General features: G+C 60.4%; 23 protein-coding genes and 1 riboswitch. Of the genes, 11 read left to right on the top strand and 12 right to left on the bottom strand.

What is annotated here, in order from left to right:
* The first annotated feature begins 152 nt into the window (after positions 1-152).
* A complete protein-coding gene (locus BN1118_RS10755) occupies positions 153-653 on the top strand; it encodes a YfbU family protein (protein WP_043556017.1) in 501 nt (166 codons plus the stop codon).
* 60 nt (positions 654-713) lie between these two features.
* On the opposite strand, the gene yfbV is transcribed toward BN1118_RS10755, so the two are convergent.
* Positions 714-1,154: a terminus macrodomain insulation protein YfbV gene (gene yfbV / locus BN1118_RS10750; protein ID WP_042865674.1), complete on the bottom strand. Its 441-nt coding sequence runs from the start codon at positions 1,152-1,154 to the stop codon at positions 714-716.
* A 302-nt stretch (positions 1,155-1,456) separates the two neighbouring features.
* Between yfbV and BN1118_RS10745 the strand changes: the two genes are divergently transcribed.
* Together BN1118_RS10745 and pta are read left to right on the top strand one after the other, a co-directional pair.
* Positions 1,457-2,659 carry an acetate kinase gene (locus BN1118_RS10745; protein ID WP_043556015.1) on the top strand — a complete coding sequence of 401 codons (1,203 nt, stop codon included), beginning with the start codon at positions 1,457-1,459 and terminating at the stop codon, positions 2,657-2,659.
* A gap of 70 nt (positions 2,660-2,729) precedes the next feature.
* Entirely contained in the window at positions 2,730-4,883 is a 2,154-nt protein-coding gene (pta, locus tag BN1118_RS10740) for a phosphate acetyltransferase (RefSeq protein ID WP_043141774.1), read from the top strand.
* 405 nt (positions 4,884-5,288) lie between these two features.
* Here the strand turns inward: pta and ilvN are convergent, their stop codons facing one another.
* The 6 genes from ilvN to BN1118_RS10715 all read right to left on the bottom strand — a co-directional run bounded on the left by ilvN (position 5,289) and on the right by BN1118_RS10715 (position 10,520).
* Positions 5,289-5,783, bottom strand: a complete 495-nt coding sequence (gene ilvN / locus BN1118_RS10735) for an acetolactate synthase small subunit (protein ID WP_040097800.1) — start codon at positions 5,781-5,783, stop codon at positions 5,289-5,291.
* A gap of 79 nt (positions 5,784-5,862) precedes the next feature.
* A complete protein-coding gene (locus BN1118_RS10730) occupies positions 5,863-7,581 on the bottom strand; it encodes an acetolactate synthase 3 large subunit (protein ID WP_043556014.1) in 1,719 nt (572 codons plus the stop codon).
* 389 nt (positions 7,582-7,970) lie between these two features.
* Positions 7,971-8,123 carry a hypothetical protein gene (locus BN1118_RS21700; protein ID WP_010673158.1) on the bottom strand — a complete coding sequence of 51 codons (153 nt, stop codon included), beginning with the start codon at positions 8,121-8,123 and terminating at the stop codon, positions 7,971-7,973.
* 36 nt (positions 8,124-8,159) lie between these two features.
* The gene (locus BN1118_RS10725; RefSeq protein WP_043556012.1) at positions 8,160-9,269 is read right to left on the bottom strand and encodes an MJ1255/VC2487 family glycosyltransferase; all 1,110 of its coding nucleotides are present in this window, start codon (positions 9,267-9,269) and stop codon (positions 8,160-8,162) included.
* On the bottom strand, positions 9,266-9,769 hold the full coding sequence (locus tag BN1118_RS10720) for a phosphatase PAP2 family protein (RefSeq protein ID WP_043125038.1): 504 nt from the start codon (positions 9,767-9,769) through the stop codon (positions 9,266-9,268). The genes BN1118_RS10725 and BN1118_RS10720 overlap by 4 nt, the downstream gene beginning before the upstream one ends.
* Positions 9,770-9,896: 127 nt before the next feature.
* Positions 9,897-10,520 carry a TetR/AcrR family transcriptional regulator gene (locus BN1118_RS10715; protein WP_042865668.1) on the bottom strand — a complete coding sequence of 208 codons (624 nt, stop codon included), beginning with the start codon at positions 10,518-10,520 and terminating at the stop codon, positions 9,897-9,899.
* Between the two features lie 407 nt (positions 10,521-10,927).
* Between BN1118_RS10715 and leuA the strand changes: the two genes are divergently transcribed.
* The 5 genes from leuA to BN1118_RS10690 all read left to right on the top strand — a co-directional run bounded on the left by leuA (position 10,928) and on the right by BN1118_RS10690 (position 16,756).
* Positions 10,928-12,502 (top strand): 2-isopropylmalate synthase, encoded by a 1,575-nt coding sequence (gene leuA, locus BN1118_RS10710; RefSeq protein WP_043556010.1) that lies wholly within the window; start codon positions 10,928-10,930, stop codon positions 12,500-12,502.
* 2 nt (positions 12,503-12,504) lie between these two features.
* Complete coding sequence (leuB, locus tag BN1118_RS10705) at positions 12,505-13,590, top strand: 3-isopropylmalate dehydrogenase (RefSeq protein ID WP_084214078.1); 1,086 nt, start codon at positions 12,505-12,507, stop codon at positions 13,588-13,590.
* A gap of 33 nt (positions 13,591-13,623) precedes the next feature.
* On the top strand, positions 13,624-15,021 hold the full coding sequence (gene leuC / locus BN1118_RS10700; RefSeq protein ID WP_043556008.1) for a 3-isopropylmalate dehydratase large subunit: 1,398 nt from the start codon (positions 13,624-13,626) through the stop codon (positions 15,019-15,021).
* Positions 15,022-15,033: 12 nt separating this feature from the next.
* Positions 15,034-15,633, top strand: coding sequence for a 3-isopropylmalate dehydratase small subunit (gene leuD / locus BN1118_RS10695; protein WP_043556006.1), 600 nt, complete (start codon positions 15,034-15,036; stop codon positions 15,631-15,633).
* Between the two features lie 193 nt (positions 15,634-15,826).
* Positions 15,827-16,756, top strand: a complete 930-nt coding sequence (locus BN1118_RS10690) for a transglutaminase-like domain-containing protein (RefSeq protein ID WP_043556005.1) — start codon at positions 15,827-15,829, stop codon at positions 16,754-16,756.
* A gap of 82 nt (positions 16,757-16,838) precedes the next feature.
* Here BN1118_RS10690 and BN1118_RS10685 read toward each other — a convergent pair whose 3' ends face one another.
* The gene (locus BN1118_RS10685; protein WP_043141746.1) at positions 16,839-17,129 is read right to left on the bottom strand and encodes a PilZ domain-containing protein; all 291 of its coding nucleotides are present in this window, start codon (positions 17,127-17,129) and stop codon (positions 16,839-16,841) included.
* A 92-nt stretch (positions 17,130-17,221) separates the two neighbouring features.
* Positions 17,222-17,312: riboswitch (TPP riboswitch) on the top strand.
* Between the two features lie 54 nt (positions 17,313-17,366).
* Between BN1118_RS10685 and thiB the strand changes: the two genes are divergently transcribed.
* The 3 genes from thiB to thiQ are packed head-to-tail and all read left to right on the top strand — an operon-like array spanning position 17,367 to position 20,645.
* Positions 17,367-18,347: a thiamine ABC transporter substrate binding subunit gene (thiB, locus tag BN1118_RS10680; protein WP_043556019.1), complete on the top strand. Its 981-nt coding sequence runs from the start codon at positions 17,367-17,369 to the stop codon at positions 18,345-18,347.
* Positions 18,344-19,951 (top strand): thiamine/thiamine pyrophosphate ABC transporter permease, encoded by a 1,608-nt coding sequence (gene thiP, locus BN1118_RS10675; RefSeq protein ID WP_043556004.1) that lies wholly within the window; start codon positions 18,344-18,346, stop codon positions 19,949-19,951. Before thiB ends, thiP begins: the two co-directional genes overlap by 4 nt.
* Positions 19,938-20,645, top strand: coding sequence for a thiamine ABC transporter ATP-binding protein (gene thiQ / locus BN1118_RS10670; RefSeq protein ID WP_043556003.1), 708 nt, complete (start codon positions 19,938-19,940; stop codon positions 20,643-20,645). The genes thiP and thiQ overlap by 14 nt, the downstream gene beginning before the upstream one ends.
* A 69-nt stretch (positions 20,646-20,714) precedes the next feature.
* On the opposite strand, the gene BN1118_RS10665 is transcribed toward thiQ, so the two are convergent.
* The 4 genes from BN1118_RS10665 to BN1118_RS10650 form a co-directional block, all read right to left on the bottom strand.
* Entirely contained in the window at positions 20,715-22,085 is a 1,371-nt protein-coding gene (locus BN1118_RS10665; protein WP_043556002.1) for a PhoH family protein, read from the bottom strand.
* Between the two features lie 211 nt (positions 22,086-22,296).
* Positions 22,297-22,980, bottom strand: coding sequence for a TSCPD domain-containing protein (locus BN1118_RS10660; RefSeq protein ID WP_043556001.1), 684 nt, complete (start codon positions 22,978-22,980; stop codon positions 22,297-22,299).
* Positions 22,981-22,989: 9 nt separating this feature from the next.
* Complete coding sequence (locus BN1118_RS10655; protein ID WP_043556000.1) at positions 22,990-25,137, bottom strand: adenosylcobalamin-dependent ribonucleoside-diphosphate reductase; 2,148 nt, start codon at positions 25,135-25,137, stop codon at positions 22,990-22,992.
* Between the two features lie 210 nt (positions 25,138-25,347).
* Complete coding sequence (locus BN1118_RS10650) at positions 25,348-25,797, bottom strand: early set domain-containing protein (RefSeq protein ID WP_043141731.1); 450 nt, start codon at positions 25,795-25,797, stop codon at positions 25,348-25,350.
* Between the last annotated feature and the right edge of the window lie 271 nt (positions 25,798-26,068).

Genomic DNA, 26,068 nt, shown 5'->3' with positions numbered 1-26,068 from the left:
CATAACTGGGACAGAGCCATTAATTAACCCGTCGCAAGCCCGTTTTGATTTCCCGACCCGGCTTTCTCGCCAACCTCCCCTGCCAGATCAAAAAATTCATCTGAGATATGGGTTAACGTGACCCCAGTTTCATTTTCCAGTGAGAAAAGCCCATGAACATGAGCCACACCGAACGCCTGATCCTGAGCAACCAGTACGAGATCCTGGCCAAACTCAATCCGGAGAAAGCAGCGTCTTACCAGCGGGCCAGCACCATCATAGCGCGCGGCTACTGCCTGCAGATCCTCGAACTGGAGAAGAGCTTCGGTCATCTGGATCTGGCCACCTGTCAGGAGGTGATCGACACCCTGGAGCTGCACCATGCGCTGGCCATCTCCTGGGGCAACCTGGATGGCGCAGATCAGGGTGAAATCAATGCCAGCCGGCTGGAGTTCAACGGCTACAGCCGCAGCCAGGAGCGGGAGCTGGCCGACTACGTCTGCTTCCTGCTGGAAGTGGACAAACGCTTCCCCGAACTCAAGTGCCCGTGTGACGAGCTCTCCAGCGACATCGCCATGCGTGACAAGTACCAGCGCATGCTGACCGTATGGCGCCAGTGCCCCCGTCAATACAAGCTCTCCATCCAGGAGATCCGCAAGGTATTGGCGGCCTGATCGCGATAGATGGAAAAGGCGCCTCTGGGCGCCTTTGTCTGATTGGAAAACCTTGTTCGCCTATTCGTAGAGAAAGGATTTGTCCAGCTGCTTGAAGGCGGCATTGAGGGTATCGGCCAGCTCTTCGTAACGGGGCTGGGCCACCAGTTGGCGATGTCCGCCCTGCTCGTTCATCTTGCCGTTGATCTCGCGATACCAGCTGGCAAGGGAAGGAGGCAACCGGGTATCGGCGCGCTGACCGAGCCAGTAGTAACCTTGCAGCGGCAAACTGAGCAGAAACAGCACAGAGGCCATGACCGATGGCCAGTAGTGCAGCTCACCAAGCTGGAACTGCAGCATGACGCTGAGCACCGCCAGCGCCGGGATGATCTTGAGGGCGAATTCGGTGGCCTTGATCACCCGGTTCTCGGGGAACATGGAATTAAGCTCGGGACGGCGGGGCCAAAGGGTCATATAATGACGGCCTTGCTGTAATTTAGTTCCAAAAATGTTCATGCTCATGCTACCTCCGAGCTTTTTTTGAACGTATTAACGGCAAAACCTCGACTATATTTGATGTGCAATAACAAAGGTTGAGGATGACTTTGTTATTTTTCAACAATCGGGTTATCCTTTGTACGCCCAATTTTTGCGCCAACGGCCTGCCGTTGCGCTGTCAGGGACGTCTGGATTTCGGGTCTTGTATCACTATACAAGGGGCAAGCAACAGATTGCCAACCCTCATAAGGATAAGTTGAAAGTTTTTGGACGCAACGCGTCCAACGCATCCTTCTACACAACCCAATCTGCGATAGGATTTATTCATGAGTAAGCTGGTTCTTGTACTTAACTGTGGCAGCTCGTCCCTGAAGTTTGCTGTCATTGACGCAACCACCGGTGATGATCTGTTGTCCGGCCTGGCCGAGTGTTTCAACCTCGACGACGCCCGCATCAAGTGGAAACTGAATGGCGAGAAAGGCAGTGCCGATCTGGGCGCAGGTGCCGCTCACCAGGAAGCGCTGGACTACATCGTCAACAAGATCCTGCCGCTCAATCCGGAACTGTCCAAGAATCTGATCGCCATCGGTCACCGTGTTGTTCACGGTGGTGAGCGCTTCACCTCCTCGGTCGTGATCTGTGATGACGTGATCGCCGGTATTGAAGCCGCCGTACCGTACGCACCGCTGCACAACCCGGCTCACCTGATCGGTATCCGTGAAGCCCGCCGTATCTTCCCGGCCCTGGCCGACAAGAACGTGGCCGTGTTCGACACCGCCTTCCACCAGACCATGCCGGAAGAAGCCTTCCTGTACGCCCTGCCGTACAAGCTCTACAAAGAGAACGGCATCCGTCGCTACGGCGCGCACGGCACCAGCCACTACTACATCAGCCTGGAAGCAGCCAAGCAGCTGGACAAGCCGGTGGAAGAGCTGAACATCATCAACTGCCACCTGGGCAACGGCGGTTCCGTCTGTGCCATCAAGAACGGCAAATCCGTTGATACCTCCATGGGTCTGACCCCGCTGGAAGGCCTGGTCATGGGTACCCGCTCCGGCGATCTGGACCCGGCCATCATCTTCTTCCTGCACGACAAACTGGGCATGAGCGTGGCGGATATCAACACCATGCTGACCAAAGAGTCCGGTCTGCAGGGTCTGACCGAAGTCACTTCCGACTGCCGTTTCGTTGAAGACAACTACGACAGCAAAGAAGAAGCCAAGCGTGCCATGGATGTTTACTGCTATCGCCTGGCCAAGTATATCGGCGCCTACGCCGCCGCCATGGACGGTCGTCTGGATGCCGTGGTCTTCACCGGTGGTATCGGTGAAAACTCCGCCCCGATCCGTGAAATCACCCTGAACAAGCTGGGTCTGCTGGGCTTTGACGTCGATCACGACGCCAACCTGAAGGCTCGTTTTGGCAAGGGTGGCGAGATCACCAAGGCTGGTTCCACCAAGGCCCTGGTTATCCCGACCAACGAGGAGTGGGTCATTGCCCACGATGCGCTGGAACTGGTCGGCGCATAATTTCGCTGTAGAGCAAGGCCGCCCCAGGGCGGCCTTTTCCTGATCCCAAAAAATGAGCAAGGGGTATTAAGTGGCACGCACTATTATGCTTATCCCGGTCGGCACTGGTGTCGGCGTAACTTCCGTGAGTCTTGGCGTTGTCCGCGCCATGGAACGTCACGGTGTCAATGTCAGCTTCTTCAAACCGGTCGCCCAGCCGCGTCCAGGTGAAACCGGTACCGAGCGCTCCACCGCCGTGATCCGCGCCGCTGCCAACATCAACCCGCCCGAGCCGTTCGCCCTCTCCTACGCCGAGAACATGATCACCTCCAGCAACACAGATATCCTGCTGGAAGAGATAGTGGCCCGCTTCGAAGAACACGTGAAGGCGAGTGGTGCCGAGGTGCTGGTCATCGAAGGCATGGTCCCGACCGACAAGCAGCCGTTTGCCAACAAGCTGAACTACGACGTCGCCAAGGCGCTGGATGCCGACATGGTGTTCGTGACCCACCCGGGCAACGACTCCAGCCAGAAGCTGAAAGAGCGCATCGAGCTGGCCTGCTCCAACTTCGGTGGCGTCAGCAACCCCCGTATCGTGGGTTGTGTCATCAACAAGGTTGGCGCTCCGGTTGACGAGCACGGCGTGACCCGCCCCGACCTGACCGAGATGTTCGAGGCGCACCACCACACCTCCGAAGCAGCTCACAATCTGGAAGTGCTGCAGGTGTTCGGCAAAAGCCCGCTGCGCATCCTGGGTTGCATCCCCTGGAATACCCAGCTGATCGCCCCGCGCGCCAAGGATCTCGCCAAGCATCTGGCCGCCAAGATCCTGCACAAGGGTGAGCTGGACAGCCGTCGCCTGCAGACCGTGACCTTCTGTGCCCGTTCCATCCACAACATGGTTGAGCACTTCCGTCCGGGCAGCCTGCTGGTGACCTCCGGCGACCGTTCCGACGTCATCGTCTCCGCCTGCCTCTCCGCCATGAACGGCGTCAAGCTGGGTGCCCTGCTGCTGACCGGCAACTATCATCCGGAACCGCAAGTGCTGGCCCTGTGCCAACAGGCCATGGCCACCGGCCTGCCGATCATGATCACAGGCACCAACACCTGGCAGACCGCCGTCAGCCTGCAGAACTTCAACGTCGACATTCCGGAAGATGACCGCGAGCGTATCGAACTGGTGCAGGACTATGTGGCTGGCCACATCGACAAACACTGGATCGAGTCTCTCTCCGCCAAGTCCACCCGTTCCCGTCGTCTGAGCCCGCCGGCATTCCGTTATCAGCTGACCGAGCTGGCCCGTCAGGCCAACAAGCGCGTCGTGCTGCCGGAAGGCGAAGAGCCGCGTACCATCAAGGCTGCCGCCATCTGTGCCGAGCGTGGCATCGCCCGCCCTGTGCTGCTGGGCAATCCGGAAGAGATCCGTCGCGTTGCCGAGCAGCAGGGCGTGGTGCTGACCGACCGTGTCGAGATCATCGACCCGCTGGAAGTGCGTGAGCGCTATGTGCCGCGTCTGGTCGAACTGCGCAAGAACAAGGGCATGACCGAAGTGGTTGCCCGCGAACAGCTGGAAGACAACGTGGTGCTGGGCACCATGATGCTGGAACGTGGCGAAGTAGACGGCCTGGTATCCGGCGCGGTACACACCACCGCCAACACCATCCGTCCGCCGATGCAGATCATCAAGACGGCCCCGGGCTCCTCGTTGATTTCGTCGATCTTCTTTATGCTGCTGCCTGATCAGGTGCTGGTGTACGGCGACTGCGCGATCAACCCGGATCCCACTGCAGAGCAGCTGGCCGAGATCGCCATCCAGTCCGCCGACTCCGCTGCCGCCTTCGGCATCGAGCCGCGCGTCGCCATGATCTCCTACTCTACCGGTACCTCTGGCGCCGGTGCCGATGTAGAGAAAGTGCGTGAAGCGACCGAGCTGGCCAAGGCCAAGCGCCCCGACCTCATCATCGACGGCCCGCTGCAGTACGACGCGGCCATCATGGAGAACGTGGCCAAGTCCAAGGCACCGAACTCACCGGTTGCCGGTAAAGCCACAGTGTTCGTCTTCCCGGACCTGAACACCGGCAATACCACCTACAAGGCGGTACAGCGCTCAGCTGATCTGGTCTCCATCGGCCCCATGCTGCAAGGCATGCGCAAGCCGGTCAACGACCTGTCCCGTGGTGCCCTGGTTGACGACATCGTCTACACCATAGCCCTGACCGGTATCCAGGCAGCTCAGGCCGAGTAATCGACCTTCAGCCTACCCTGTGAAAAACCCGCCGAGAGGCGGGTTTTTTTATGGCGGACGGGCGACATGTTGATCCGCAAGATCAAATCAGGATCCTGACCGGATCCCAACCCTCATCGCCAGCGCCTGCCTGGCAAGGGAAAGAGGATAAGCAAACACTCACACCCGCCAGAGTGGATTGCACAATTGCACCCCAGCAGAGATCAGATCCAAATACCCCTTTAAGATCAGCTAACTAACGCTAGACACACCGCTAATCTACAGAGTTTTCCACAGCTTTTGTGGATAGTTTACTGATCATTTGAAAGAAAATGACAGACTCGCACTTCCCTCTTGCTCACCTTGCGCCCATGAAAAAGGGCTCCGTAGAGCCCTTTTGGAATAACAGCCTCATCGGCGAAACAATCAGGGGCGCAGTGCCTTGTCAGCCCGGGAGATGCCACAAACCCCCGAGCGCACCACCTCGATGATCTCGTTGGTCTGGGCCGCGGTCTTGATGAAGGCGTCCAGCTTCTCGCTGGTGCCCACCAGCTGTACCGTGTACTGCTCCGGGGTCACGTCGACGATCTGGCCACGGAAGATGTCAGCCAGCCGTTTCAGCTCGTCGCGAGCGCCACCGGCGGCACGCGCCTTGATCAGGGCGATCTCCCGCTCGATGTGTTCCCCCTCGCTCAAGTCGCACACCTTGAGTACGTCCACCAGCTTGTGCAACTGCTTCTGGATCTGCTCCAGCACCCGCTCGTCGCCCATGGTCACTATGGTCATGCGGGACAGGGTGGGATCCTCGGTGGGGGCCACCGTCAGGGTCTCGATGTTGTAGCCGCGCTGGGAGAAGAGACCTACCACGCGACTCAGGGCGCCGGATTCGTTTTCCAACAGAACGGAAATAATATGTCTCATCAGATTTCCCCCGCCTTGCTCAGCCACATCTCATCGACGGCGTGATCCACCAGTACGACCGAAATAATATGTTCCATCGTCAGGTTCTCTCCGTCTTGCTCAGCCACATCTCGTCCATGGCGCCAAACTTGATCTGCATCGGGTAGACATGCTCATCCGGATCGACCGAGATATCCATGAACACCAGCCGATCCTTCATGGCGAAGGCCTTCTCCATGGCACTCTCCAGCTCCGCCGGATCGCTCACCGCGATGCCGACGTGGCCATAGGCCTCCGCCAGCTTGACGAAATCGGGCAGGGATTCCATGTAGGAGTGGCTGTGACGGCCGCCGTAGAACATCTTCTGCCACTGCTTGACCATGCCAAGGGCGCGGTTGTTGATGGAGATGATCTTGATGGGCACACCGTACTGCAAACAGGTGGAGAGTTCCTGGATGTTCATCTGCACCGAGCCGTCACCGGTGACGCAGCAGACCACGGCATCCGGGTTGGCAAACTGGGCGCCCATGGCGGCCGGAATGCCAAAGCCCATGGTGCCGAGGCCACCGGAGTTGATCCACTGGCGCGGCTTGGCGAACGGATAGTAGAGCGCGGCAAACATCTGGTGCTGGCCCACGTCGGAGGCGACGAAGGCCTCCCCCTTGGTCACCTTATAAAGCGCCTCAATGACCTGCTGCGGCTTGATCAGGGTGGGATGGGTTTCATAAGCCAGACAATTACGGGAGCGCCACTGGGCGATCTGGCTCCACCAGTCCGCCAGCGCCTGCTTGTCGTTGTCGAAGCCGCACTCGCGGATCACTTCCAGCATCTGCTCCAGCACAGTTTCCACCGAGCCGACAATGGGCACATGGGCCTGCACCGTCTTGGAGATGGAGGTTGGATCGATGTCGATGTGAACTATGGTGGCGTTGGGACAAAACTTGGCCACGTTGTTGGTCACGCGGTCATCAAAGCGGGCACCCACGGCGAAGATAAGATCCGCGTTGTGCATTGTCTTGTTCGCTTCGAAGGTGCCGTGCATCCCCAGCATGCCGATGAATTGCGGATGAGTGCCGGAGAAGGCCCCCAGCCCCATCAGGGTGGTGGTCACCGGCAGGTTCAAGAGCTCCGCCAGCTTGGTCACCAGATGATCCGCATTGGCATTGATGGCGCCGCCGCCCACGTACATGACGGGGCGCTGCGCCTCCACCAGCAACTTGGCGGCCCGCTTGATCTGGCCCTTGTGTCCGGCCTTGGTCGGATTGTAGGAGCGCAGCGAGACGGTCTCGGGATACTGGTAGGGAAATTTCTCTTTCGGGTTCTGCACGTCTTTGGGCAGATCCACCACCACGGGCCCCGGGCGGCCACTGGCGGCTATGTAGTAGGCCTTCTTGATGGCCTCGGGGATCTCGCTCGCCTTCTTGCACAGGAAGCTGTGCTTCACCACAGGACGGGAGATGCCGATCATGTCGGTCTCCTGGAACGCATCTTCCCCGATCATGCTGGTCGGCACCTGGCCGGACAGGATCACCAGGGGGATGGAATCCATGTAGGCGGTCGCGATCCCCGTGATGCAGTTGGTGGCGCCGGGACCCGAGGTCACCAGCACTGTGCCCACCTTGCCGGTGGAGCGGGCGTAACCGTCCGCCATGTGCACAGCGGCTTGCTCGTGCCGCACCAGGACATGCTCCATCTTGCCGTTTTCAAAGAGAGCGTCATAGATGTCGAGTACTGAGCCACCAGGGTAGCCGAAAACGTGCTCAACTCCCTGATCTTCCAGCGCTCTAACCACCATCTGGGCGCCTGATAACATCTCCATGATAAAGCCCTCCAGGCTTTGCTCCGTTAAGCGAAAGCTATCGACAGTCCGCTGCTTCCCGGCAGCGCCGGTCCGTGTTTTGTTGTTGTCTGAATACGGGCCAGGCGAGTTCGGTGCCGTCGATAGTAGAAAAATAGGTTTTTTCCATCATTCACCCGCAAAGCGGGTGAAAAACCAACTTAACCCGCTTGTGAACGCTTGTCCACGGCTTTGTCTGACCATAACAGTCATAAATTTCAAACAGCTATTAACATTCAGTGACTTGGTGAAACGGGTGGGAACAATGCTGGGAAGATGGGGGACTGGCTAGCGGATCATGCTGTCACAACGAGGCAATCTGGAAAAAAATAGCCCGCCCCATGGGGCGGGCCGTCGAGCAGAGCACAGACTTACTGTTCGTCTTCCGGCTCTGCCAGCCAGATCTGTTGATCCGGGTCCGTCTCTTCGCAGACGGAGATGCTGACCCCCATGTCCAGCAATTCGTGCAGGGTCAGGTTGTCTGCCAGGGTCATGGTGTCGCCGTTTTCATTGGTAAAGCGCATGGTGTCCGTCCTCTCCTTGGTGGGATCGCTTTCAGTCTAGTCAAAGGCGCTCACTTGCGATAACCAACTGCTGCTCAACGGGCATCCGCCTTCCAGCTCGCTCAAGCGATCACACACTTCTTCCGGAAACAGGGTGCGAGCCCACAGCCGGCGCGAGAGCTCGGCCACGCTCTCCTTTGCCCCGTCCGCCAACCAGCCGGCAAGTTCGCCCGCCACATCGGGATAGAGTATCTGGCCCGGGGCCGAGGCATCCAGCCAGGCCCGCACCGCATTGGCATCGAGTGCATCCATCAGCCGGGCCAGCCCCATCAACTCCAGCGTCTTGGCGTTGGTCAGCTGCTCGAACTGTCCCCCCAGCGGCTTGACCAGCAGCTTCTTGCCGAGCGTCAGCGCCTCCGAGGCCAGTTCGAAACCGCCGTTGGTGATGACGCCGCGACAGCCGGCCAGCACCTGCTTGAAACTTTCCCGCGCCTGCGGCTCGAACGCTATGTTGCGCCACTGGCTGGCGCTGCGAATGGCCGGATGAAAGCAGACGAAGCGCTGCTGGTTGAAGCGCGACAACAGGGCCGCGATAGCCTCGGTCTGCTCAAACGGCAGATAGACCAGGATCTGCTGATTGTCGTGGGCCTGGGCGATGGGATCTATGATGGGCGGCAGCAGCGGCTGACCGAAGTGAAACCAGTGCAGTCCTAGGGACTGGCGGACCGGGGCAAAGTGGCGCATCAGCTGGCGATTGAAGCCACTCTCGCCCCAGCGCGGGATCGGCCAGTCGAAGCTGGCCTGATGGCTGATGGTGAGGCTCGGCTTGCCCCAGCGACGGGCGGCATGGGCACTGAGTGGCTCAAAATCGCTGATCACCAGGTCGTAATCGCGGCAATCCAGAGCCCGCATGTCCCGCCAGAAGCGCAGGGGCGAGAGCCCCTTGAGGGTACGCCAGCCCGAGATGGCACCCTCGTGGCTGACGAAGGTGATGCCGGCAAAGGTACGATAATCGCCAAACTCGGCCATCTCGAAATAACCGTCGGCGGGGCGACCGCTGAACAGGTAGTCGACCTCAAGCCCACGGGCGCGCAGCGCCCGCGCCAGGGTGCGACTGCGGCTGATGTGACCGTTGCCTGTGCCCTGTACCCCGAACAGTATTCTCATCCCTGACTCCAGCTCAGCGCCAGCAGGGCACAGCCACCACCGAGCAGGGCACCGGCTACCAGATCGCTCAGGTAGTGTACCCCGAGCAACAGGCGTGACGCCCCCACCAGTGCGGCCCAGGCAAACAGCAGGGGCGCCCAGAGCGGAAAGCTGGCGGCCAGCACGGTCGCCATCAGGAAGGCGGCTGCGGTATGGCCGGAGGGCAAACTATAGCGATCCGAGGGGGTGATAAAGACCGGCAGGCCTGCCGGACGCTGGCGTTTCAGCGCGTTCTTGAGCAGCAGATAGAGCGGCAGTTCGATGGCAAACGCCAGCAGGGCCACCCCCACCAGCTCACGCTCCGCCTCCCCCTGCCACCAGAGCAGGGCGGCCAGCACGGCGTAGAGCGGGCCATCACCGGTGCGGGAGATGAGTCGGCTGATCCTGGCCTGCGGCCGGTTGTAGGCGTGGAGCAGGCAGATGCGGCACACCTGCAGGTCCCATTGCTGGATCTTGTTCATAACCCCTCCTTCCCTGAAGTCTCAGTGCAGACTAGGGCGGCGAGGTGACACTTGGTTGACGGTCAGATAACAGATTGATGAAAAAAAGGGCCGAATGGCCCTTTTTTACGACAAGCGCGGCAAATGATCAGTTCAGGGTGCCGCGCAGGCCACTCTCCATCAGCCGGCAGTTGTGATCCGCCAGACGGGCCATGAAGTGCTCATCCACTGTCAGGCCAAATACCTGCTCGTAGAGATCCTTCATCACGAATGGTTGCCACATCATGCTGAGGAAGGAGATCTTCAGCATCTCGGGATCCAGGTTGTCACCCAGTTCACCGTTGTTCTTCATGGACTCCAGCAAGGCATCGAACTGGGGCAGTTGGCGCTCCAGCAGACGATTCAGCACAAAATCCCGACCCGGGCTCTTCTCGGTCGATAATGCGCTGGAGATGGCGGAGGTCAGTTCGCTGTTGGGGGCCATCACCTGATAGTAGGTGTTGAGCAGATCATTGAGGCTGCGATTGCCGGTCTCATCATGCCAGGCCTGGTCCAGCGGCTCGGCGACATCACCCAGCACCGCCTTGTAGAGGCCCTCTTTACTGCCGAAGTAGTAATGGATCATCGCCAGATTGGAGCCAGCCAGCTCGGCGATCTCGCGGGTAGTGACCTTGCTGTAGGGCGTATTGAGAAAACGCTCACGAGCAGCGGAAAGCAACTTGTCACGAATGTCAGAACGCCCGACCGGACGACCAGGTCTACGTTTTTCCATTGAATACCTCAGATAATTCAGCAAAAACTGATAAGTCGATCTGATTGCGCAGGTGATCGAGTACAGCAGGAATGACCAGATAATCGGGCAAGGGCCGAATATGGGACAAGTAAATTTGCACTCCTTTACAATCCGATTAAATAAACCAGCGGATTGAACCTGTGAGTCCGGGTTGACACAGCATAAAAATCTCGATATTGGTAAAAGCGTTATCGACTGGAAGGATTGAGTCATCATGCCTATTGCCGCTCCGCTACTACTACTCTCCCTAATCGCGACCAGTCGCGCGGGATCCTTGTAGCCGGGCTCAGGCATAGCCGGAATTTACAAAAACCCGTGCACCCTGCACGGGTTTTTTTATGCCACCGCAGGATGCACGTCACCGAACTTAGGAAGAGGGAAGTCACATGTCAGATAGGGTCATCATATTCGACACCACCTTGCGTGATGGTGAGCAGGCCCTGGCGGCCAGTTTGACAGTCAAGGAGAAGCTGCAGATAGCCCAGGCGCTGGAGCGGCTCGGTGTCGACATCATGGAGGTGGGATTCCCGGTCTCCTCCCCCGGTGATTTTCAATCGGTGCAGACCATAGCCCGCCACATCCAGAACAGCCGGGTCTGCGCCTTGGCCCGTGCCCTGCCCAAGGATATCGACGCCGCCGGCGAAGCCCTGCGGGTCGCAGAGGCCTTTCGCATCCACACCTTCATCTCCACCTCCTCCATCCATGTGGAGAGCAAGCTCAAGAAGAGCTTCGAGGATGTGCTGGAGATGGGCATCAGCGCCATCAAGCATGCCCGCCGCTACACAGACGATGTGGAGTTCTCCTGTGAGGATGCGGGCCGCACCCCGATCGATAATCTCTGCCGCATGGTGGAGGCTGCCATCAAGGCGGGCGCCCGCACCATCAATATCCCGGATACCGTCGGCTATACGGTACCGACCGAGTTCTCCGGCATCATCCAGACCCTGTTCAACCGGGTGCCGAACATAGATCAGGCCATCATCTCGGTGCACTGCCACGACGATCTGGGCCTCTCGGTAGCCAACTCCATCGGCGCCGTGCAGATGGGGGCCCGCCAGATCGAGTGCACCATCAACGGCATCGGCGAGCGGGCCGGCAACTGCTCGCTGGAAGAGGTGGCCATGATACTGAAAACCCGCGCCGACCTGCTCGGGGTGCACACCAACATCCGCCACAGTGAAATTCATCGTACCAGCGCCCTGGTCAGCCAGCTCTGCAACATGCCGGTGCAGCCCAACAAGGCCATCGTCGGCGCCAACGCCTTCTCCCACAGCTCCGGCATTCATCAGGACGGCGTGCTCAAGGCGAAAAACACCTATGAAATCATCACCCCCGAGAGCATCGGCCTGACCCAGAACAACCTCAACATGACCTCCCGCTCTGGTCGCCACGTCATCAAGCACAGAATGGAGTCCATGGGCTACGCCGAGAGCAGTTACGATCTCGACGATCTCTACGGCAAGTTCCTGACCCTGGCCGACAAGAAGGGGCAGGTGTTCGACTATGACCTCGAAGCGCTGGCCTTCTTCAGCCAGATCCACGAAGAGCCCGAGCACTTCAAGCTGGAGTACCTCGGGGTCCAGAGCGGCAGCTCTGTGATGGCCACCGCCTCGGTGAAATTGAAGGTGGGCCAGGAAACAATCAGCGAAGCGGCCACCGGCAACGGCCCTGTGGACGCGGTCTACCAGTGCATCAATCGCATCACAGGCTACGAGATCCGCATCGACAAATACGAACTCAAGGGCAAGGGCGAAGGCAAGAACGCCCTCGGCCAGGTCGATATAGTCGCCGAATACAAGGGCCGCAAATTCCACGGCATGGGCCTGGCCACCGACATCATAGAGTCCTCGGCCCAGGCGTTGATCCACGTGATCAACAGCATCTGGCGCGCCGATCAGGTGGCCGAACAGATGGAACGCAACGTCACAAAAACAGACAAGATCAATACGGAGAGTGTGTGAGTATGAGCAGTTATCGGATCGCAGTGTTGCCGGGTGACGGCATAGGCCCGGAAGTGATGGCCGAAGCCGTCAAGGTACTGGCAAAGGTGCAGGCCAGATTCGGCTTCGCCCTCGACTATGATCGCCACGACGTCGGCGGCATCGCCATCGACAACCACGGCACCCCGCTGCCACAGAGCACCGTCAAAGGCTGTGAAGCGGCCGATGCCGTGCTGTTCGGCTCGGTCGGCGGCCCCAAGTGGGAGCACCTGCCACCGAACGATCAGCCGGAGCGCGGCGCCCTGCTGCCCCTGCGCGCCCACTTCAAGCTGTTCTGCAACCTGCGTCCGGCCCGCATCTACACAGGTCTGGAGCAATTCTCCCCGCTGCGCGCCGACATCTCGGATCGCGGCTTTGACATCGCCTGCGTGCGCGAGCTGACCGGCGGCATCTACTTCGGCCAGCCCAAGGGGCGTGAAGGTGAAGGGGCGAACGAGAAAGCGTTCGATACCGAGGTGTACCATCGCTTCGAGATAGAGCGCATCGCCAAGATTGCATTCGAATCGGCCCGGGTACGCAGAGCCAAGGTCACCTCCATCGACAAGGCCAACGTGCTCGCCTCCTCCATCCTGTGGCGCGAGGTGGTGACGCAAGTCGCCAAGTCCTACCCGGACGTGGCCCTCAACCACATGTACATAGACAACGCCACCATGCAGCTCATCAAGGATCCGTCCCAGTTCGACGTGCTGCTTTGCTCCAACCTGTTCGGCGACATCCTCTCCGACGAGTGTGCCATGATCACCGGCTCCATGGGGTTGCTCCCCTCCGCCAGCCTCAACGAATCGGGCTTCGGTCTGTTCGAGCCGGCCGGTGGCTCGGCGCCGGACATCGCAGGCAAGGGCATTGCCAACCCCATAGCCCAGATCCTCTCCGCCGCCCTGATGCTGCGCTACAGCCTGGGCCAGGAAACCGCCGCCCAGGCCATAGAGCAGGCCGTGGCCCAGACCCTGGCCGAGGGTTACTTCACCGCCGACCTGCATCAGGCCAGCGCCCGTCACCCGGTGCAGAGCACATCCGAGATGGGCAGCCAGATCGCCGCCCGGATCTGAGCCGCACAACAGATAACAAGGAAGAGAGAAGCAATGGCCAAGACCCTCTATCAGAAAGTATTCGACGCCCATGTGGTGCGTGAAGTGGCAGGCGAAACGCCGCTCATCTACATCGATCGTCACCTGGTGCACGAAGTGACCAGCCCGCAGGCATTCGACGGCCTGCGCGCCATGAAGCGCCCGCTGCGTCGCCCGGATCTGACCTGGGCCACCATGGATCACAACGTCTCCACCACCACCAAGGACATAGCCGCCTCCGGCGAGATGGCCCGCATCCAGATGGAGACGCTCGCCGACAACTGCAAAGAGTTCGGGGTTCGTCTCTACGATCTGAACCACAAATACCAAGGCATAGTCCACGTGATGGGCCCCGAGCTGGGCATTACCCTGCCCGGCACCACCATAGTCTGTGGTGACTCCCACACCGCCACCCACGGCGCCTTCGGCTCGCTGGCCTTCGGCATCGGCACCTCGGAAGTGGAACACGTGATGGCGACCCAGACCCTGAAACAGGGCCGGGCCAAGACCATGCGCATCAGCGTCAACGGCAAGCTGGCGGAGGGCATCAGCGCCAAGGACGTGGTGCTGGCCATCATAGGCAAGGTCGGCCACGCCGGTGGTACCGGTTACGTGGTGGAGTTCGCTGGCGAGGCCATTGCGGGCCTCTCCATGGAAGGGCGTATGACGGTGTGTAACATGGCCATCGAGCTGGGTGCCAAGGCGGGCATGATAGCCCCCGACCAGATCACCATCGACTATATCCGTGGCAAGGAGTTCGCCCCCAAGGGCGAGTCACTGGAACAGGCCATCGCCTACTGGCAGAGCCTCAAGAGCGACGAAGGCGCGACCTTCGACGCCGACGTGGTGCTCGACGCAGCCGACATAGCGCCGCAGGTGACCTGGGGCACCAACCCTGGGCAGGTGATCGCCGTCAATGAGCCCATACCTGCACCGGAATCCTTCGCCGATCCGATGGAGCAGCAGTCCGCCCGCAAGGCGCTGGCCTACATGGACTTGCAACCGGGCCAGAAGCTCACCGATGTCGCCATCGACAAGGTGTTCATCGGTTCCTGCACCAACAGCCGCATCGAGGATCTGCGCGCCGCCGCCGCCATCGCCCGTGGCCGCAAGGTGGCCGCCGGGGTACAGGCGCTGGTAGTGCCGGGTTCCGAGCAGGTCAAGGCCCAGGCCGAGGCCGAGGGACTGGACAAGATCTTCCTCGAGGCGGGCTTTGAGTGGCGTCTGCCGGGTTGCTCCATGTGTCTGGCCATGAACAACGACCGGCTGCAACCGGGGGAGCGCTGCGCCTCCACCAGCAACCGCAACTTCGAAGGGCGCCAGGGCCGTGCCGGCCGCACCCATCTGGTGAGCCCGGCCATGGCCGCCGCCGCCGCCGTCACCGGCCGCTTCGCCGACATTCGCGCACTGTAAGAGGGAGTTAACATGACAGGTTTCAAGCAACACAAGGGGATCGTCGTCCCCCTCGACAGCGCCAACGTCGACACCGATGCCATCATTCCCAAGCAGTTTTTGCAGAAGGTGAACCGCATCGGTTTTGGCAAGCACCTGTTTAACGACTGGCGCTTCCTGGATGATGCCGGCCTGCAGCCCAACCCTGCGTTCGTGCTCAACCAGCCGCGCTATGCCGGTGCCAGCATCCTGCTGGCCCGTGAGAACTTCGGCTGCGGATCGAGTCGCGAGCACGCCCCCTGGGCGCTGGCGGATTACGGCTTCAAGACCTTGATAGCGCCGAGCTTTGCCGACATCTTCTACGGCAACGCCATCAACAACGGCATGGTGCCGGTGCGCCTGAAAGAGGAAGAGGTGGAGGCGCTGTTCCAGCTGGTTGCCGCCCACCCGGGCCTGCAGATCGAGGTGGATCTGGAGGCCAACCAGGTGCGAGCCGGTGAGCTCAGCTTCGGTTTCGAGATCGACGAGTTTCGCCGCTACTGCCTGCTCAACGGGCTGGATGCCATCGGCCTGACCCTGCAGCACGAGGCAGCCATCAGCGCCTTCGAAGCCAAGCAACCGAGCTGGATCTGAGCGGCCCCCTCCCAAGCGCAAGACAGCCCTCGGCGCCTTCGAGACTGTGCAAGAGAGCCGAGCTGGATTTGACGCGCCAGCGGCAATAAAACGAGTAGAATCAACAGGGAGCCTTGGCTCCCTGTTTTATTGTCCGGCCACGCCGCCCACCACGCATAGCTGGCCATCACGGCGCCACAGAGAGGAAACCTTGATGAAGAGAACGAGCGGCATCCTCCTGCTCTGCTGCCTGTGGTTCGCGCTCCCGGCCAGCGCCGGGCAGACCTATTTCAACAGCCACGGCGGTCAGCTCAACGTCGGCTGGCAGGACAAGGATGGCAAGGCGCAGCAGCTCACCTACCGGCTGGAGCCGGGCAAGTTGCCGCCGCTTATCGCCTATAGACCCGAGCGAATGCAGGAGGAGGTGTTGCAGAGCCTGTTGCAACAGGCCGCCACCGAATTCCCCGCCGTGCAGATCGCCCTCTCCCGTCCCGACATGGAGCTCAAGATCAAGGGGCGCCAGCCCGACCTGGTCAACAAGGCACTGGCCTGGCTCACCCAGCAACGTGGCAAGCTGGAATTCGAGTGGCTCAAGCAGCACTACTTCCAGCCCTTCACCCCGCCCGATGGCGTGCCTGCCATCAAGCAGGATCATGTGCGCATTGCGCTGGAGAGCCGGACCGAGCTGGCCCCGCTGGCCGATCAGCTCAAACAGGCGGGCACCACAGAGACGGAGGCCCGCCAGAAGACGGTGGCCCATATGCTCGGCTTCATCCAGGCCATCCCCTATCAGCTGCTCGACAGCCAGTCGGGGCGCTCGGGTAAGGGCTTCCTCAGCCCGCGTCAGGTGCTGGAACAGAACCGGGGGGATTGCGACAGCAAGGTGACCCTGATGGCGGCCATGCTGGCCCAGCTTTTTCCCGAGCTGAAACAGGCCATGGTGTTCGTGCCGGGGCATGCCCTGCTGGGGGTGGCCCTGCCGGCCAAACCGGGTGAGGCGACCCTGAGCTGGGAGGGCGAAACCTACCTGCTGATGGAGCCGACGGGCCCGGGTCAGTTTGCCATGGGCCGGATCGCATCGACCAGCCAGACGCTGGTTGATAGCAAGCAGTTGGGCGTGCAGCCGGTGCAGGCCAGGCAGTGACACTCGGGCCAAATACCAAAGCCCAAAATAGCGCAGGCCAGCGAACTGCTGGCCTGTGTCAGACGGTGAGACCTGTTGTTGGTTAGGCCTGGGATTGAAACTCGATGGCCAGCAGCAGGCCCTCTTCCTCTTCCAGCACCCGAATGATGCGGGCCTGGGCCTCGAACGGCGGCAGCAGATTGTTGTTGGTGGCCAGGCTAACCCGGATGGGCTGACTCACATCGAGCCGATGCTCGGCGACGGCGATCCCCATGCCATTGGCGCTGAGATCCCGACAGATCCCCTCCAGCACCTGCTGTTGCTGGACGACGGTGACGGGGGCGTTGATTATCATGCGCTGGAAGGCGCGTCTTTCCTTGGTACTGGTGATCACGCGAACATCCTCTGTTGTGCTGACGCCATCTCGGTGGCCCGCAGGAACAATTGTGCTGGCCTCCCCCCAAGAACGTTAATACAATGCGGTTCGTTTCTCAAACGGGGTGCGGTTTACCGCTGAGATTATACCCGTGTACCTGATCCAGATAATGCTGGCGGAGGAATTTGAGGCATGGCGCTCATTTTTTGCGCCCTCATCCGCTGGCACCTCATCATTAACAGGGAGTGCCACTTGATGAAAACCCTGCTGCTGGTTGCCACCGGCCTGCTCAGTACCCAGGCCTTCGCGGCCGACACCCTCACCGTCTACACCTACAGCTCCTTCACCGCCGAATGGGGACCCGGTCCCAAGATCAAGCAGGCGTTCGAGAAGGAGTGCGGTTGCAACCTCAACCTTGTGGCGCTGGAAGATGGCGTCGCCATCCTCAACCGGCTGCGGCTGGAAGGCAAGCACAGCAAGGCCGATCTGGTGCTGGGGCTGGATGATGCCCTCATCAGCGAAGCCAAGCAGAGCGGCCTGTTCGCCCCGCACACCACCAGGCTGGATGGCATCAAGGTGCCGGGCGGCTGGCAGGATGACACCTTCGTCCCCTATGACTACGGCTACTTCGCCTTCGTCTACAACAAGGACAAACTCAAAGCCCCCCCCAAGAGCCTGAAAGAGCTGGTAGAACGCCCGGATCTCAAGGTGATCTATCAGGATCCGCGCACCTCTACGCCGGGTCAGGGGCTGATGCTGTGGATGAAGTCGGTCTACGGGGATGAGGCGCCGGCAGCCTGGGCAGAGCTTGCCAAGAAGACGGTCACTGTCACCAAGGGCTGGTCCGAAGCCTATGGCATGTTCCTCGATGGGGAAGCGGACATGGTGCTCTCCTACACCAGTTCCCCCGCCTATCACCTGATCGCCGAGAACAAGCCCCAGTATCAGGCCGCCGCCTTCGAGGAGGGTCACTACCGTCAGGTGGAAGTAGCCGCCAAGCTGAAAAGCGCCAAACAGGGCAAGCTGGCCGACCAGTTTCTGCAATTTATGGTAAGCCCCGCCTTCCAGCAGGAGATCCCTGCCGGCAACTGGATGTATCCGGTGACAGATGCACCACTGCCCAAGGGCTTCGAGCAGATGATCACAGTCAGCAAGCCGCTGAGTTTCACCAGCGATGAGGTGGCCGCCAATCGCAAGAACTGGATCCGTGAGTGGCTGCAAGCCGTCACCCAGTGAGCACCAAGATTCGCCCCCTCTGGTGGCTGCCGGGTAGCGCAGCCACCCTGTTGATCCTGCTGTTATCCCTGGGGCCACTCGTCGCCCTGCTGTGGCAGGCCGGTTCACTGGCCCCCCGCACCCTGCTGGCCGATCCCTATCTGCGCCATGTGCTGGGCTTCAGCCTGGGGCAGGCGCTGCTCTCCACCCTGCTGAGCCTGGGGCTCGCCATTCCGGTGGCAAGAGCGCTGGCGCGGCGCCGCTTCATCGGTCGACGCCTGCTGCTCAAGCTGTTTGGCCTCTCGCTGGTGTTGCCGGTCATCATCGCCATCTTCGGCATAGTGGCGGTGCACGGCAAACAGGGCTGGCTCTCGCAGCTGCTGCGCGGCCTGGGGCTGGATCCCGGCAACTACCTGTACGGCCTGTTTGGCATACTGCTGGCCCACGTCTTCTTCAACATGCCGCTGGCGGCGCGCCTCATGCTGCAGAGCATAGAGAGCATACCGGAATCGAGCTGGCGTCTCGCCAGTCAGCTCGGCATGCGCTCTTCCCATATTTTCCGGCTGCTGGAGTGGCCGCTCATTCACGGCATACTGCCGGGGCTTGCCAGCCTCATCTTCATGCTCTGCTTCACCAGCTTCACCACAGTGCTGGCGCTGGGAGGTGGCCCCAGGTCCACCACGCTGGAGGTGGCCGTCTACCAGGCGCTGCGCTTTGACTTCGACCTCGCCACCGCCGGCGGCCTGGCGCTGGTACAGCTGATCCTGACCGCCGCCCTGCTCCTGCTGCAGCACAAGCTGCAGACCACGCCGGCAAGCCGGATCAGCAGCCATCGCCCCTGTCTGCGACCGGATCGCCATCAGCCGGGGACAGGCCTGGTAGATGCAGTGGCGCTCTGCACCGGGCTCGCCGTCTTCCTGCCCCCGCAGCTGGCGATCCTGGTGGCCGGTTTCAATCCCGGCCTGCTGACGGCGCTGGCCTCGGCGCAGCTGTGGCAGGCCAGCGGCCAGTCGCTGCTGATCGCGCTGGCGGCGGGTACCCTTGCCACCCTGCTCGGCAGCGGCCTGCTGCTCACCAGCCGTCATCTCAAGGTACGCACCCGTCAGCGGCGGGCGGCGGCCATGTGGGAGGCCAGCGGCTCCATGATCCTGATGATACCGGCAGTCGTGCTCAGCACAGGCCTCTTCATCATGTTCATGCCCTTTACCGATGTGTTCGCACTGGGGCCCTGGCTGGTGGTGCTGGTCAACGCCCTGATGGCGTTGCCCTATGTGCTGCGCACCCTCTCAGCTCCCATGCAGCTGGTGGTGCGCCAGTACGATAGACTGGCCGACAGCCTGGGGGTGCGCGGGCTGCATCGCCTACGGCTGGTGGAGTGGCCCCTGCTGCGCCGCCCGCTGGCACTGGCGATGGCGCTCTCCATGATCCTCTCGCTCGGGGATCTCGGTGCCATCGCCATGTTCGGCAGTCAGGAGCTCACCACCCTGCCCTGGCTGCTCTATCAGCAGCTCGGCAGTTACCGGCTGACCGAGGCGGCCGCCACCGCCCTGCTGCTGCTCATTCTCTGTTTTTCCCTGTTCTGGCTGGTAGAACGCGGGCTTGGAGGAAAAAATGCTGAACATTGATGGGCTGGTCACCAGCTACCCCGATTGGCGAGTCAGCTTCAGCGCGACCCTGCCCAAGGGAGAGATCACTGCGCTGATAGGGCCAAGCGGGGCGGGCAAGTCCACCCTGCTCGGCATGATCGCCGGTTTCGTGCCGGTAGAGTCCGGCACCCTCAGCTTCGATGGGGAAGATCTGCTGCCGCTGGGGCCTGCCGCGCGGCCGGTGACCACCCTGTTTCAGGATCACAACCTGTTCCTGCACCTGTCGGTGTTCGACAACATCGCCATCGGCCTGCATCCGGGCCTGCGTTTGAGCCCGGCTCAGCGGGCACAGGTGAAGCAGGCCGCAGAGCGGGTCGGCCTTGGCGACATGCTGGCGCGGCTGCCGGAGCAGCTCTCTGGCGGCCAGCAGCAGCGGGTCGGGCTGGCGCGTGCCCTGGTGCGTGGCAAGCCATTGCTGCTGCTGGATGAGCCTTTCTCGGCGCTCGATCCCGCCCTGCGCCGGGAGATGCTGGCAGAGGTGGCCCGCCTGGCCTGCGAGCAGGCCATTACTGTGCTGATGGTCTCTCACAACCCGGAGGATGCCCAGCTCATCGCCGACCAGGTGCTCTTCATCGACGAGGGGCGCATCGCCCTGCAGGGCAAACCCGACATCCTGCAAAACAGCGATCACCCCGGCCTGCTGCGCTACCTTGGGCACACGCAAGGGTCATGACCGGCGACGGGATCAAAAAAGGGGAAGCCGCTTGGCTTCCCCTTTTTCATATGAAGACAGTCAGTTAAATCAGAGATTTTCCTCGGCGAAGGAAGCGAGCTTGCTGCGCACCACCCCGTTCAGGAAGATGTTGGCACTGCCGTCGAAATCCTTGAAACGCTCGACTATGTAGGTCAGACCCGAGGTCACCGGGCTCAGGTAGTTGGAGTCGATCTGGGCCAGGTTGCCGGAGCAGACGATCTTGGTGCCCTCGCCGCAACGGGTGATGATGGTCTTGATCTGGGACGCGGTCAGGTTCTGGCACTCATCCAGCAGCACGAAGGTGTTCTGTATGCTGCGCCCGCGCATGAAGTTGACCGATTTGAACTGGATGTTGGCCTTCTCCATGATGTAGCTCAGCGAGCCGCTCATGTTCTCGTCCTGCTTGTGCAGCACCTCCAGGGTATCTGTCACCGCCGCCAGCCAGGGCATCATCTTCTCTTCTTCGGTGCCGGGCAGGAAGCCTATGCTCTCGGCGATTTCCGGGGTGTTGCGGGTGACGATGACCTTCTCGTAAATCCCCTTCTCAATCACCAGTTCCAGCGCGGCGGCCATGGCCAGCAAGGTCTTGCCGCAACCGGCCGGGCCGGTCAGGATCACCAGATCGATGTGCGGATCGAGCAGGGCATCCAGCGCCATGCCCTGATAGACGTTCTTGGGATGGACACCCCAGGCCTTGCGCGACATCAACCGCTCGCGGCCCAGATCCTTGATGCGGATCTTGTGGCCATCGTTGCTCAATACCCTGGCGGCGAAGAAGTTCTCCTCGTCGAGCAGGTACTGGTTGACGTGTACCCCCTCCAGCAAGTTCGAGTCGATCACATGGACGGTATCGCGGCCATGGGTCTCGCTGTCACACTCGCCGACCCGCTCCCAGAAGCTGCCGGGCACCACCTGGAAGCCTTTGGCCAGCAGACGGATATCGTCGATCAGCTGGTCGCTGCGATAATCTTCAACGTGCGCCAACCCGGCCCCCTTGGCCTTGAGGCGCATGTTGATGTCCTTGGTGACCAGCACCACCTGGCGTTTCATCTCATGCTTTTGCAGATAGAGGGCCGCGTTGATGATGCGGTTGTCGGCCTCCTTGTCGGTGAACACCTCGGCATCCTGGGGCAGATGGTGGTCACTGAAGATACAGATATTGCCGCTCGCCTCACCCGCCAGCGGTACGCCCTGGGTGATCTGCTCCGGCGTTGCATCGCGGAACACGTCTTCCAGCGCACGAATGGCCACCCGCGCGTCGCGGCTGACATCCTTGTGGCGATCCTTGATGTTGTCGAGCTCTTCCAGCACCGTCATGGGGATGAGCACGTCGTGCTCTTTGAAGGAGTAGATGGCGAGGGGTTCGTGAAGCAGAACGTTGGTATCCAGGATAAACAGCTTTCGGTCCGTATTGTCCATAAGCATCCTCCTTGGCACTGAAGGTGCCACGTGTGTGAATCTCAGATGTCATTGAAACCACACGAGCGTGACAGTTTTATTACCCCCAACGCTACGCCCGATTTTACCATCACGCAACAAATCGCTTGAGCCGCAGGATCGTTCGAACAGAAAAGCATCAATAAAAAAGACCGGCTCTGTGGCCGGCCTTGTTCAAGTGCTCGGTGGCTTGTCAGCCACACTTGGAGTCGCCGCAGTTGAGGCAGGTCATGCAGCCATCCTTTTGCACCAGCGCCTTGGTATTGCACTTGTAGCAGAGTGCCGCACTGGCCGGGAAACCACTGCCGGCCTGCTGTTCTTCTGCCTGCTGCCGGACCTGCAGTTCGGCCTGTTTCTCGGCCAGAAACGCCTGCTGATGCTCATCCAGCCCCGGCAGCTTGATCATGCCGATCTCGGTGAGATGGGTCTCGATCACGTTGCCAATTTCGGCGATCAGGGAGGGAACGTACTTGCCCTTGTTCCAATAGCCACCCTTGGGATCGAACACGGATCTCAGCTCCTCCACCAGGAAGGTGACATCCCCACCCTTGCGGAACACGGCAGAGATGATACGGGTCAGCGCCACTATCCACTGATAGTGTTCCAGACTCTTGGAGTTGATGAAAATCTCGAACGGGCGGCGGGTCTCGTGAACCGTGCCCTCGTTGAGAATGATGTCGTTGATGGTGATGAACAGCGAGTGCTCGGAAACATGCTCCGGCGTCTTCAGCTTGTAGGTGGTGCCCATCAGCCGCTCCGGGCGCAGCACGGTTTCGTGCATGTGCACCACGTCATCCTGCGGGGCCAGATCTTCCTGCGGCTCATCCCGGGTTTTCACCTTGTAGGCGACGATTTTCTTGTCGATCTTCTTGACCATAATCTGTTCTCAGAATTTACCGTAATAGCCTTCTTTCAAGGCGTCATAAAGGTTGGCGGCGGTATGCAGCTCGCCATCGTATTCGATCTCTTCGTTCCCCTTGACGGAGATGACTGAGCCATCCTCCAGGGTGAACTCGTACTGAGTGTTCTCCAGATCCTTCTCCTTCACCAGCACGCCCTGGAAGGCCTCAGGGTTGAAGCGGAAGGTGGTGCAGCCCTTGAGCCCCGAGTCCGAGGCATACATGTAGATGTCCTTGAACTGCTCGAACGGGAAATCGGTCGGCACGTTGGCCGTCTTGGAGATGGAGGAATCAATCCAGCGCTGGGCCGCGGCCTGAATGTCCACGTGCTGGGCCGGACTGATGTCGTCGGCCGTGATGAAGTAGTCAGGCAGGCGGCTGGCTTCGTCTTCCGAATAAGGCATGGCACCGGTGTTCACCAGCTCGCGGTAGGCGAGCAGCTCGAACGAGTAGACATCCACGCTCTCCTTGCTCTTCTTGCCCGGCTTGATGACGTTGCGGCTGTAGTGATGGGCAAAGCTCGGCTCGATACCGTTGCTGGCGTTGTTGGCCAGCGACAAGGATATGGTGCCGGTCGGCGCTATGCTGCTGTGGTGGGTGAAGCGACCACCCACCTCGGCCAGTTCGGCCACCAGGGCGGGCTCCACCTCGGCCACCTGCTGCATGTAGCGGCTATAACGCGCATGCAGCACCTTGCCCTTCACCTTGTCACCCAGCTTGATGCCATCGGCCGCCATCTCGGGGCGCAGTCGCAGCATCTTGCCGGTCACCTCGAACTCCTGCTCCATGATGGGAGCCGAGCCCTTCTCCCTGGCCAGACGCAGGGACTCCTGCCAGCCGGTCATGGCCAGCTCCTGAGATACCTGCTCGGTGAAGGCGACGGAAGCCGCAGAGCCGTATTTTATCTGCAGCATGGTGAGGGTCGAGCCAAGGCCGAGGAAGCCCATGCCGTGACGGCGCTTGGCTGTGATCTCCTCGCGCTGCCTGGGTAAAGGCAGCTGGTTGATCTCCACCACGTTGTCCAGCATGCGGGTGAAGATGGCCACCACCTTGCGAAACGCCTGCCAGTCGAAGGCTGCCCACTCGGTGAAGGGGTCGCGCACAAACCGGGTCAGATTGACCGAGCCCAGCAGGCAGGCACCGTAAGGGGGCAAGGGCTGTTCACCACAGGGGTTGGTGGCGCGGATCTCTTCGCAGAACCAGTTGTTGTTCATCTGGTTGACCTTGTCGATCAGGATGAAACCGGGCTCCGCATAGTCGTAGGTGGAAGTCATGATGACGTTCCACAGCTTGCGGGCAGGCAGGGTCTTGTAGACCTTGCAGGCCACCTGCCCCAGCGCGTTGATGACCACCCCTTCCTTGTTGGGCCAGTCGGCCCAGAACACCACTTCGGGATCGTCCAGCGCAATACCGTCCTGCTCCACCTCTTTGGCCGTGTAGGGGAAGATAAGCTGCCAGGGGGCATCCGCCTTCACCGCCTTGACGAAATCCTCGGTGATGAGCAGGGAGAGGTTGAACTGGCGCAAGCGGCCATCTTCGCGCTTGGCCTGGATGAATTCGATCACATCGGGATGACGGATATCCATGGTGCCCATCTGGGCGCCACGGCGACCACCGGCTGACGAGACGGTAAAACACATCTTGTCATAGATATCCATGAAGGAGAGCGGGCCCGAGGTATAGGCACCGGCACCCGAGACGAAGGCGCCGCGCGGGCGCAGGGTCGAGAAATCATAACCGATGCCGCAGCCCGCCTTCAGGGTCAGGCCGGCCTCGTGCACCTTGCCGAGAATGTCATCCATCGAATCTTCGATGGTGCCGGAGACGGTGCAGTTGATGGTCGAGGTCGCCGGCTTGTGCTCGAAGGCACCCGCGTTGGAGGTGATACGCCCCGCCGGGATGGCGCCGTTGCGCAGCGCCCACAGGAAGGACTCATACCAGGCATCGGGCTCCAATTCCTGCTCGGCCAGGGCGCGGGCAACCCGCTGGTAGGTCTCGTCGATGGAACCATCTATAGGGGCCCCATCCTTGCTCTTGAGACGATACTTGCTGTCCCAGATCTCGAGGGACGTTTCCTGCAGGGGGATAAGGCGGGAGCCGAGTTCACTCTCCTGCACCGGGTTGGATTTAGCCATTTTCAATCAACCTTATGTGAGTACATCAACGTCATGACAGCGACAAAAACACAACCAATAGTGGCACTTATAAAAAATAACACAATATATAGTACAGCTACTGCCATGAGGGCGCCGATTCTATCCTAAAAAAATGCCCCGGCCAGCAGGTTTCTGGGCCGAGGCATTTAACTGATTCATTTCCTGAAAGATTTAGCGATCAGGAAGCACTCAGGGTTTCTTGACGTACACGGTCGGCGTCTCGCCAGCCATGTTCAGATAGAACTCGTAGACCCCATCCGCATCCGGCGAGAACTTCATGTCCTCATACTTGGAGCAGGGGTTGACCGGCACGGCTTCCCCACCCAGCACGGCGACACCGTCACTCGGGCTCTTGTAACCGAAGTTGGTGCCACAACTCCAGCCTGAGTCGGCAAACTTGAACTTGTAGGGGGCCCACTCTTTCTTGAGTGTGCCTTTGGCCATGTAAAGCTTGTCGGCGACCTTGACCACCTTGCTCGCATCGGTTGCCATCCAGTCGTTCATCTCCCCACGCAGGTAGATGGACTTGCCACCGAAATCGCTGTTGTCTGCCGCCTGTTCTGCACCACCATGGGATGCGCAACCGCCTAATACCAGGGTTCCCGCCGCCAGCATCATCGTTACTGTTCTTTTGAACATGTGTCCATTCCTCAAATTATTGTGATTCCTTGGCCCATCGAACGTGAGCAGACGAATTAAAGCAGAGCGGGCATCACAAGAAAGGTAGAGGCATCACATTCTGTGCTTTTTATATTCAGACAAGCGACATGGACGGGGATATATCACGCTGGATGGCGCAGCCATCCGGAACAAAACGGGGAAAAATAAACGAGTGAGGGCTCAGAAGGAAAGCATCACCTGGCTATTGCAACCCGGCGCTTGAATATCAGGCAATAAAAAAGCCCGCTCA

Source organism: Aeromonas bestiarum (genome assembly GCF_000819745.1).
Lineage (GTDB): Bacteria > Pseudomonadota > Gammaproteobacteria > Enterobacterales > Aeromonadaceae > Aeromonas > Aeromonas bestiarum.
This window is presented reverse-complemented; position numbering and strand designations above follow the sequence as displayed.

Coding starts and splice junctions, on each gene's coding strand:
- BN1118_RS10755 (WP_043556017.1), top strand. CDS start 153: ATGAACATGAGCCACACCGAACGCCTGATCCTGAGCAACCAGTACGAG.
- yfbV (WP_042865674.1), bottom strand. CDS start 1,154: ATGAGCATGAACATTTTTGGAACTAAATTACAGCAAGGCCGTCATTAT.
- BN1118_RS10745 (WP_043556015.1), top strand. CDS start 1,457: ATGAGTAAGCTGGTTCTTGTACTTAACTGTGGCAGCTCGTCCCTGAAG.
- ilvN (WP_040097800.1), bottom strand. CDS start 5,783: ATGAGACATATTATTTCCGTTCTGTTGGAAAACGAATCCGGCGCCCTG.
- BN1118_RS10730 (WP_043556014.1), bottom strand. CDS start 7,581: ATGGAGATGTTATCAGGCGCCCAGATGGTGGTTAGAGCGCTGGAAGAT.
- BN1118_RS21700 (WP_010673158.1), bottom strand. CDS start 8,123: ATGCGCTTTACCAATGAAAACGGCGACACCATGACCCTGGCAGACAAC.
- BN1118_RS10725 (WP_043556012.1), bottom strand. CDS start 9,269: ATGAGAATACTGTTCGGGGTACAGGGCACAGGCAACGGTCACATCAGC.
- BN1118_RS10720 (WP_043125038.1), bottom strand. CDS start 9,769: ATGAACAAGATCCAGCAATGGGACCTGCAGGTGTGCCGCATCTGCCTG.
- BN1118_RS10715 (WP_042865668.1), bottom strand. CDS start 10,520: ATGGAAAAACGTAGACCTGGTCGTCCGGTCGGGCGTTCTGACATTCGT.
- leuA (WP_043556010.1), top strand. CDS start 10,928: ATGTCAGATAGGGTCATCATATTCGACACCACCTTGCGTGATGGTGAG.
- leuB (WP_084214078.1), top strand. CDS start 12,505: ATGAGCAGTTATCGGATCGCAGTGTTGCCGGGTGACGGCATAGGCCCG.
- leuC (WP_043556008.1), top strand. CDS start 13,624: ATGGCCAAGACCCTCTATCAGAAAGTATTCGACGCCCATGTGGTGCGT.
- leuD (WP_043556006.1), top strand. CDS start 15,034: ATGACAGGTTTCAAGCAACACAAGGGGATCGTCGTCCCCCTCGACAGC.
- BN1118_RS10690 (WP_043556005.1), top strand. CDS start 15,827: ATGAAGAGAACGAGCGGCATCCTCCTGCTCTGCTGCCTGTGGTTCGCG.
- thiB (WP_043556019.1), top strand. CDS start 17,367: ATGAAAACCCTGCTGCTGGTTGCCACCGGCCTGCTCAGTACCCAGGCC.
- thiQ (WP_043556003.1), top strand. CDS start 19,938: ATGCTGAACATTGATGGGCTGGTCACCAGCTACCCCGATTGGCGAGTC.
- BN1118_RS10665 (WP_043556002.1), bottom strand. CDS start 22,085: ATGGACAATACGGACCGAAAGCTGTTTATCCTGGATACCAACGTTCTG.
- BN1118_RS10660 (WP_043556001.1), bottom strand. CDS start 22,980: ATGGTCAAGAAGATCGACAAGAAAATCGTCGCCTACAAGGTGAAAACC.
- BN1118_RS10655 (WP_043556000.1), bottom strand. CDS start 25,137: ATGGCTAAATCCAACCCGGTGCAGGAGAGTGAACTCGGCTCCCGCCTT.
- BN1118_RS10650 (WP_043141731.1), bottom strand. CDS start 25,797: ATGTTCAAAAGAACAGTAACGATGATGCTGGCGGCGGGAACCCTGGTA.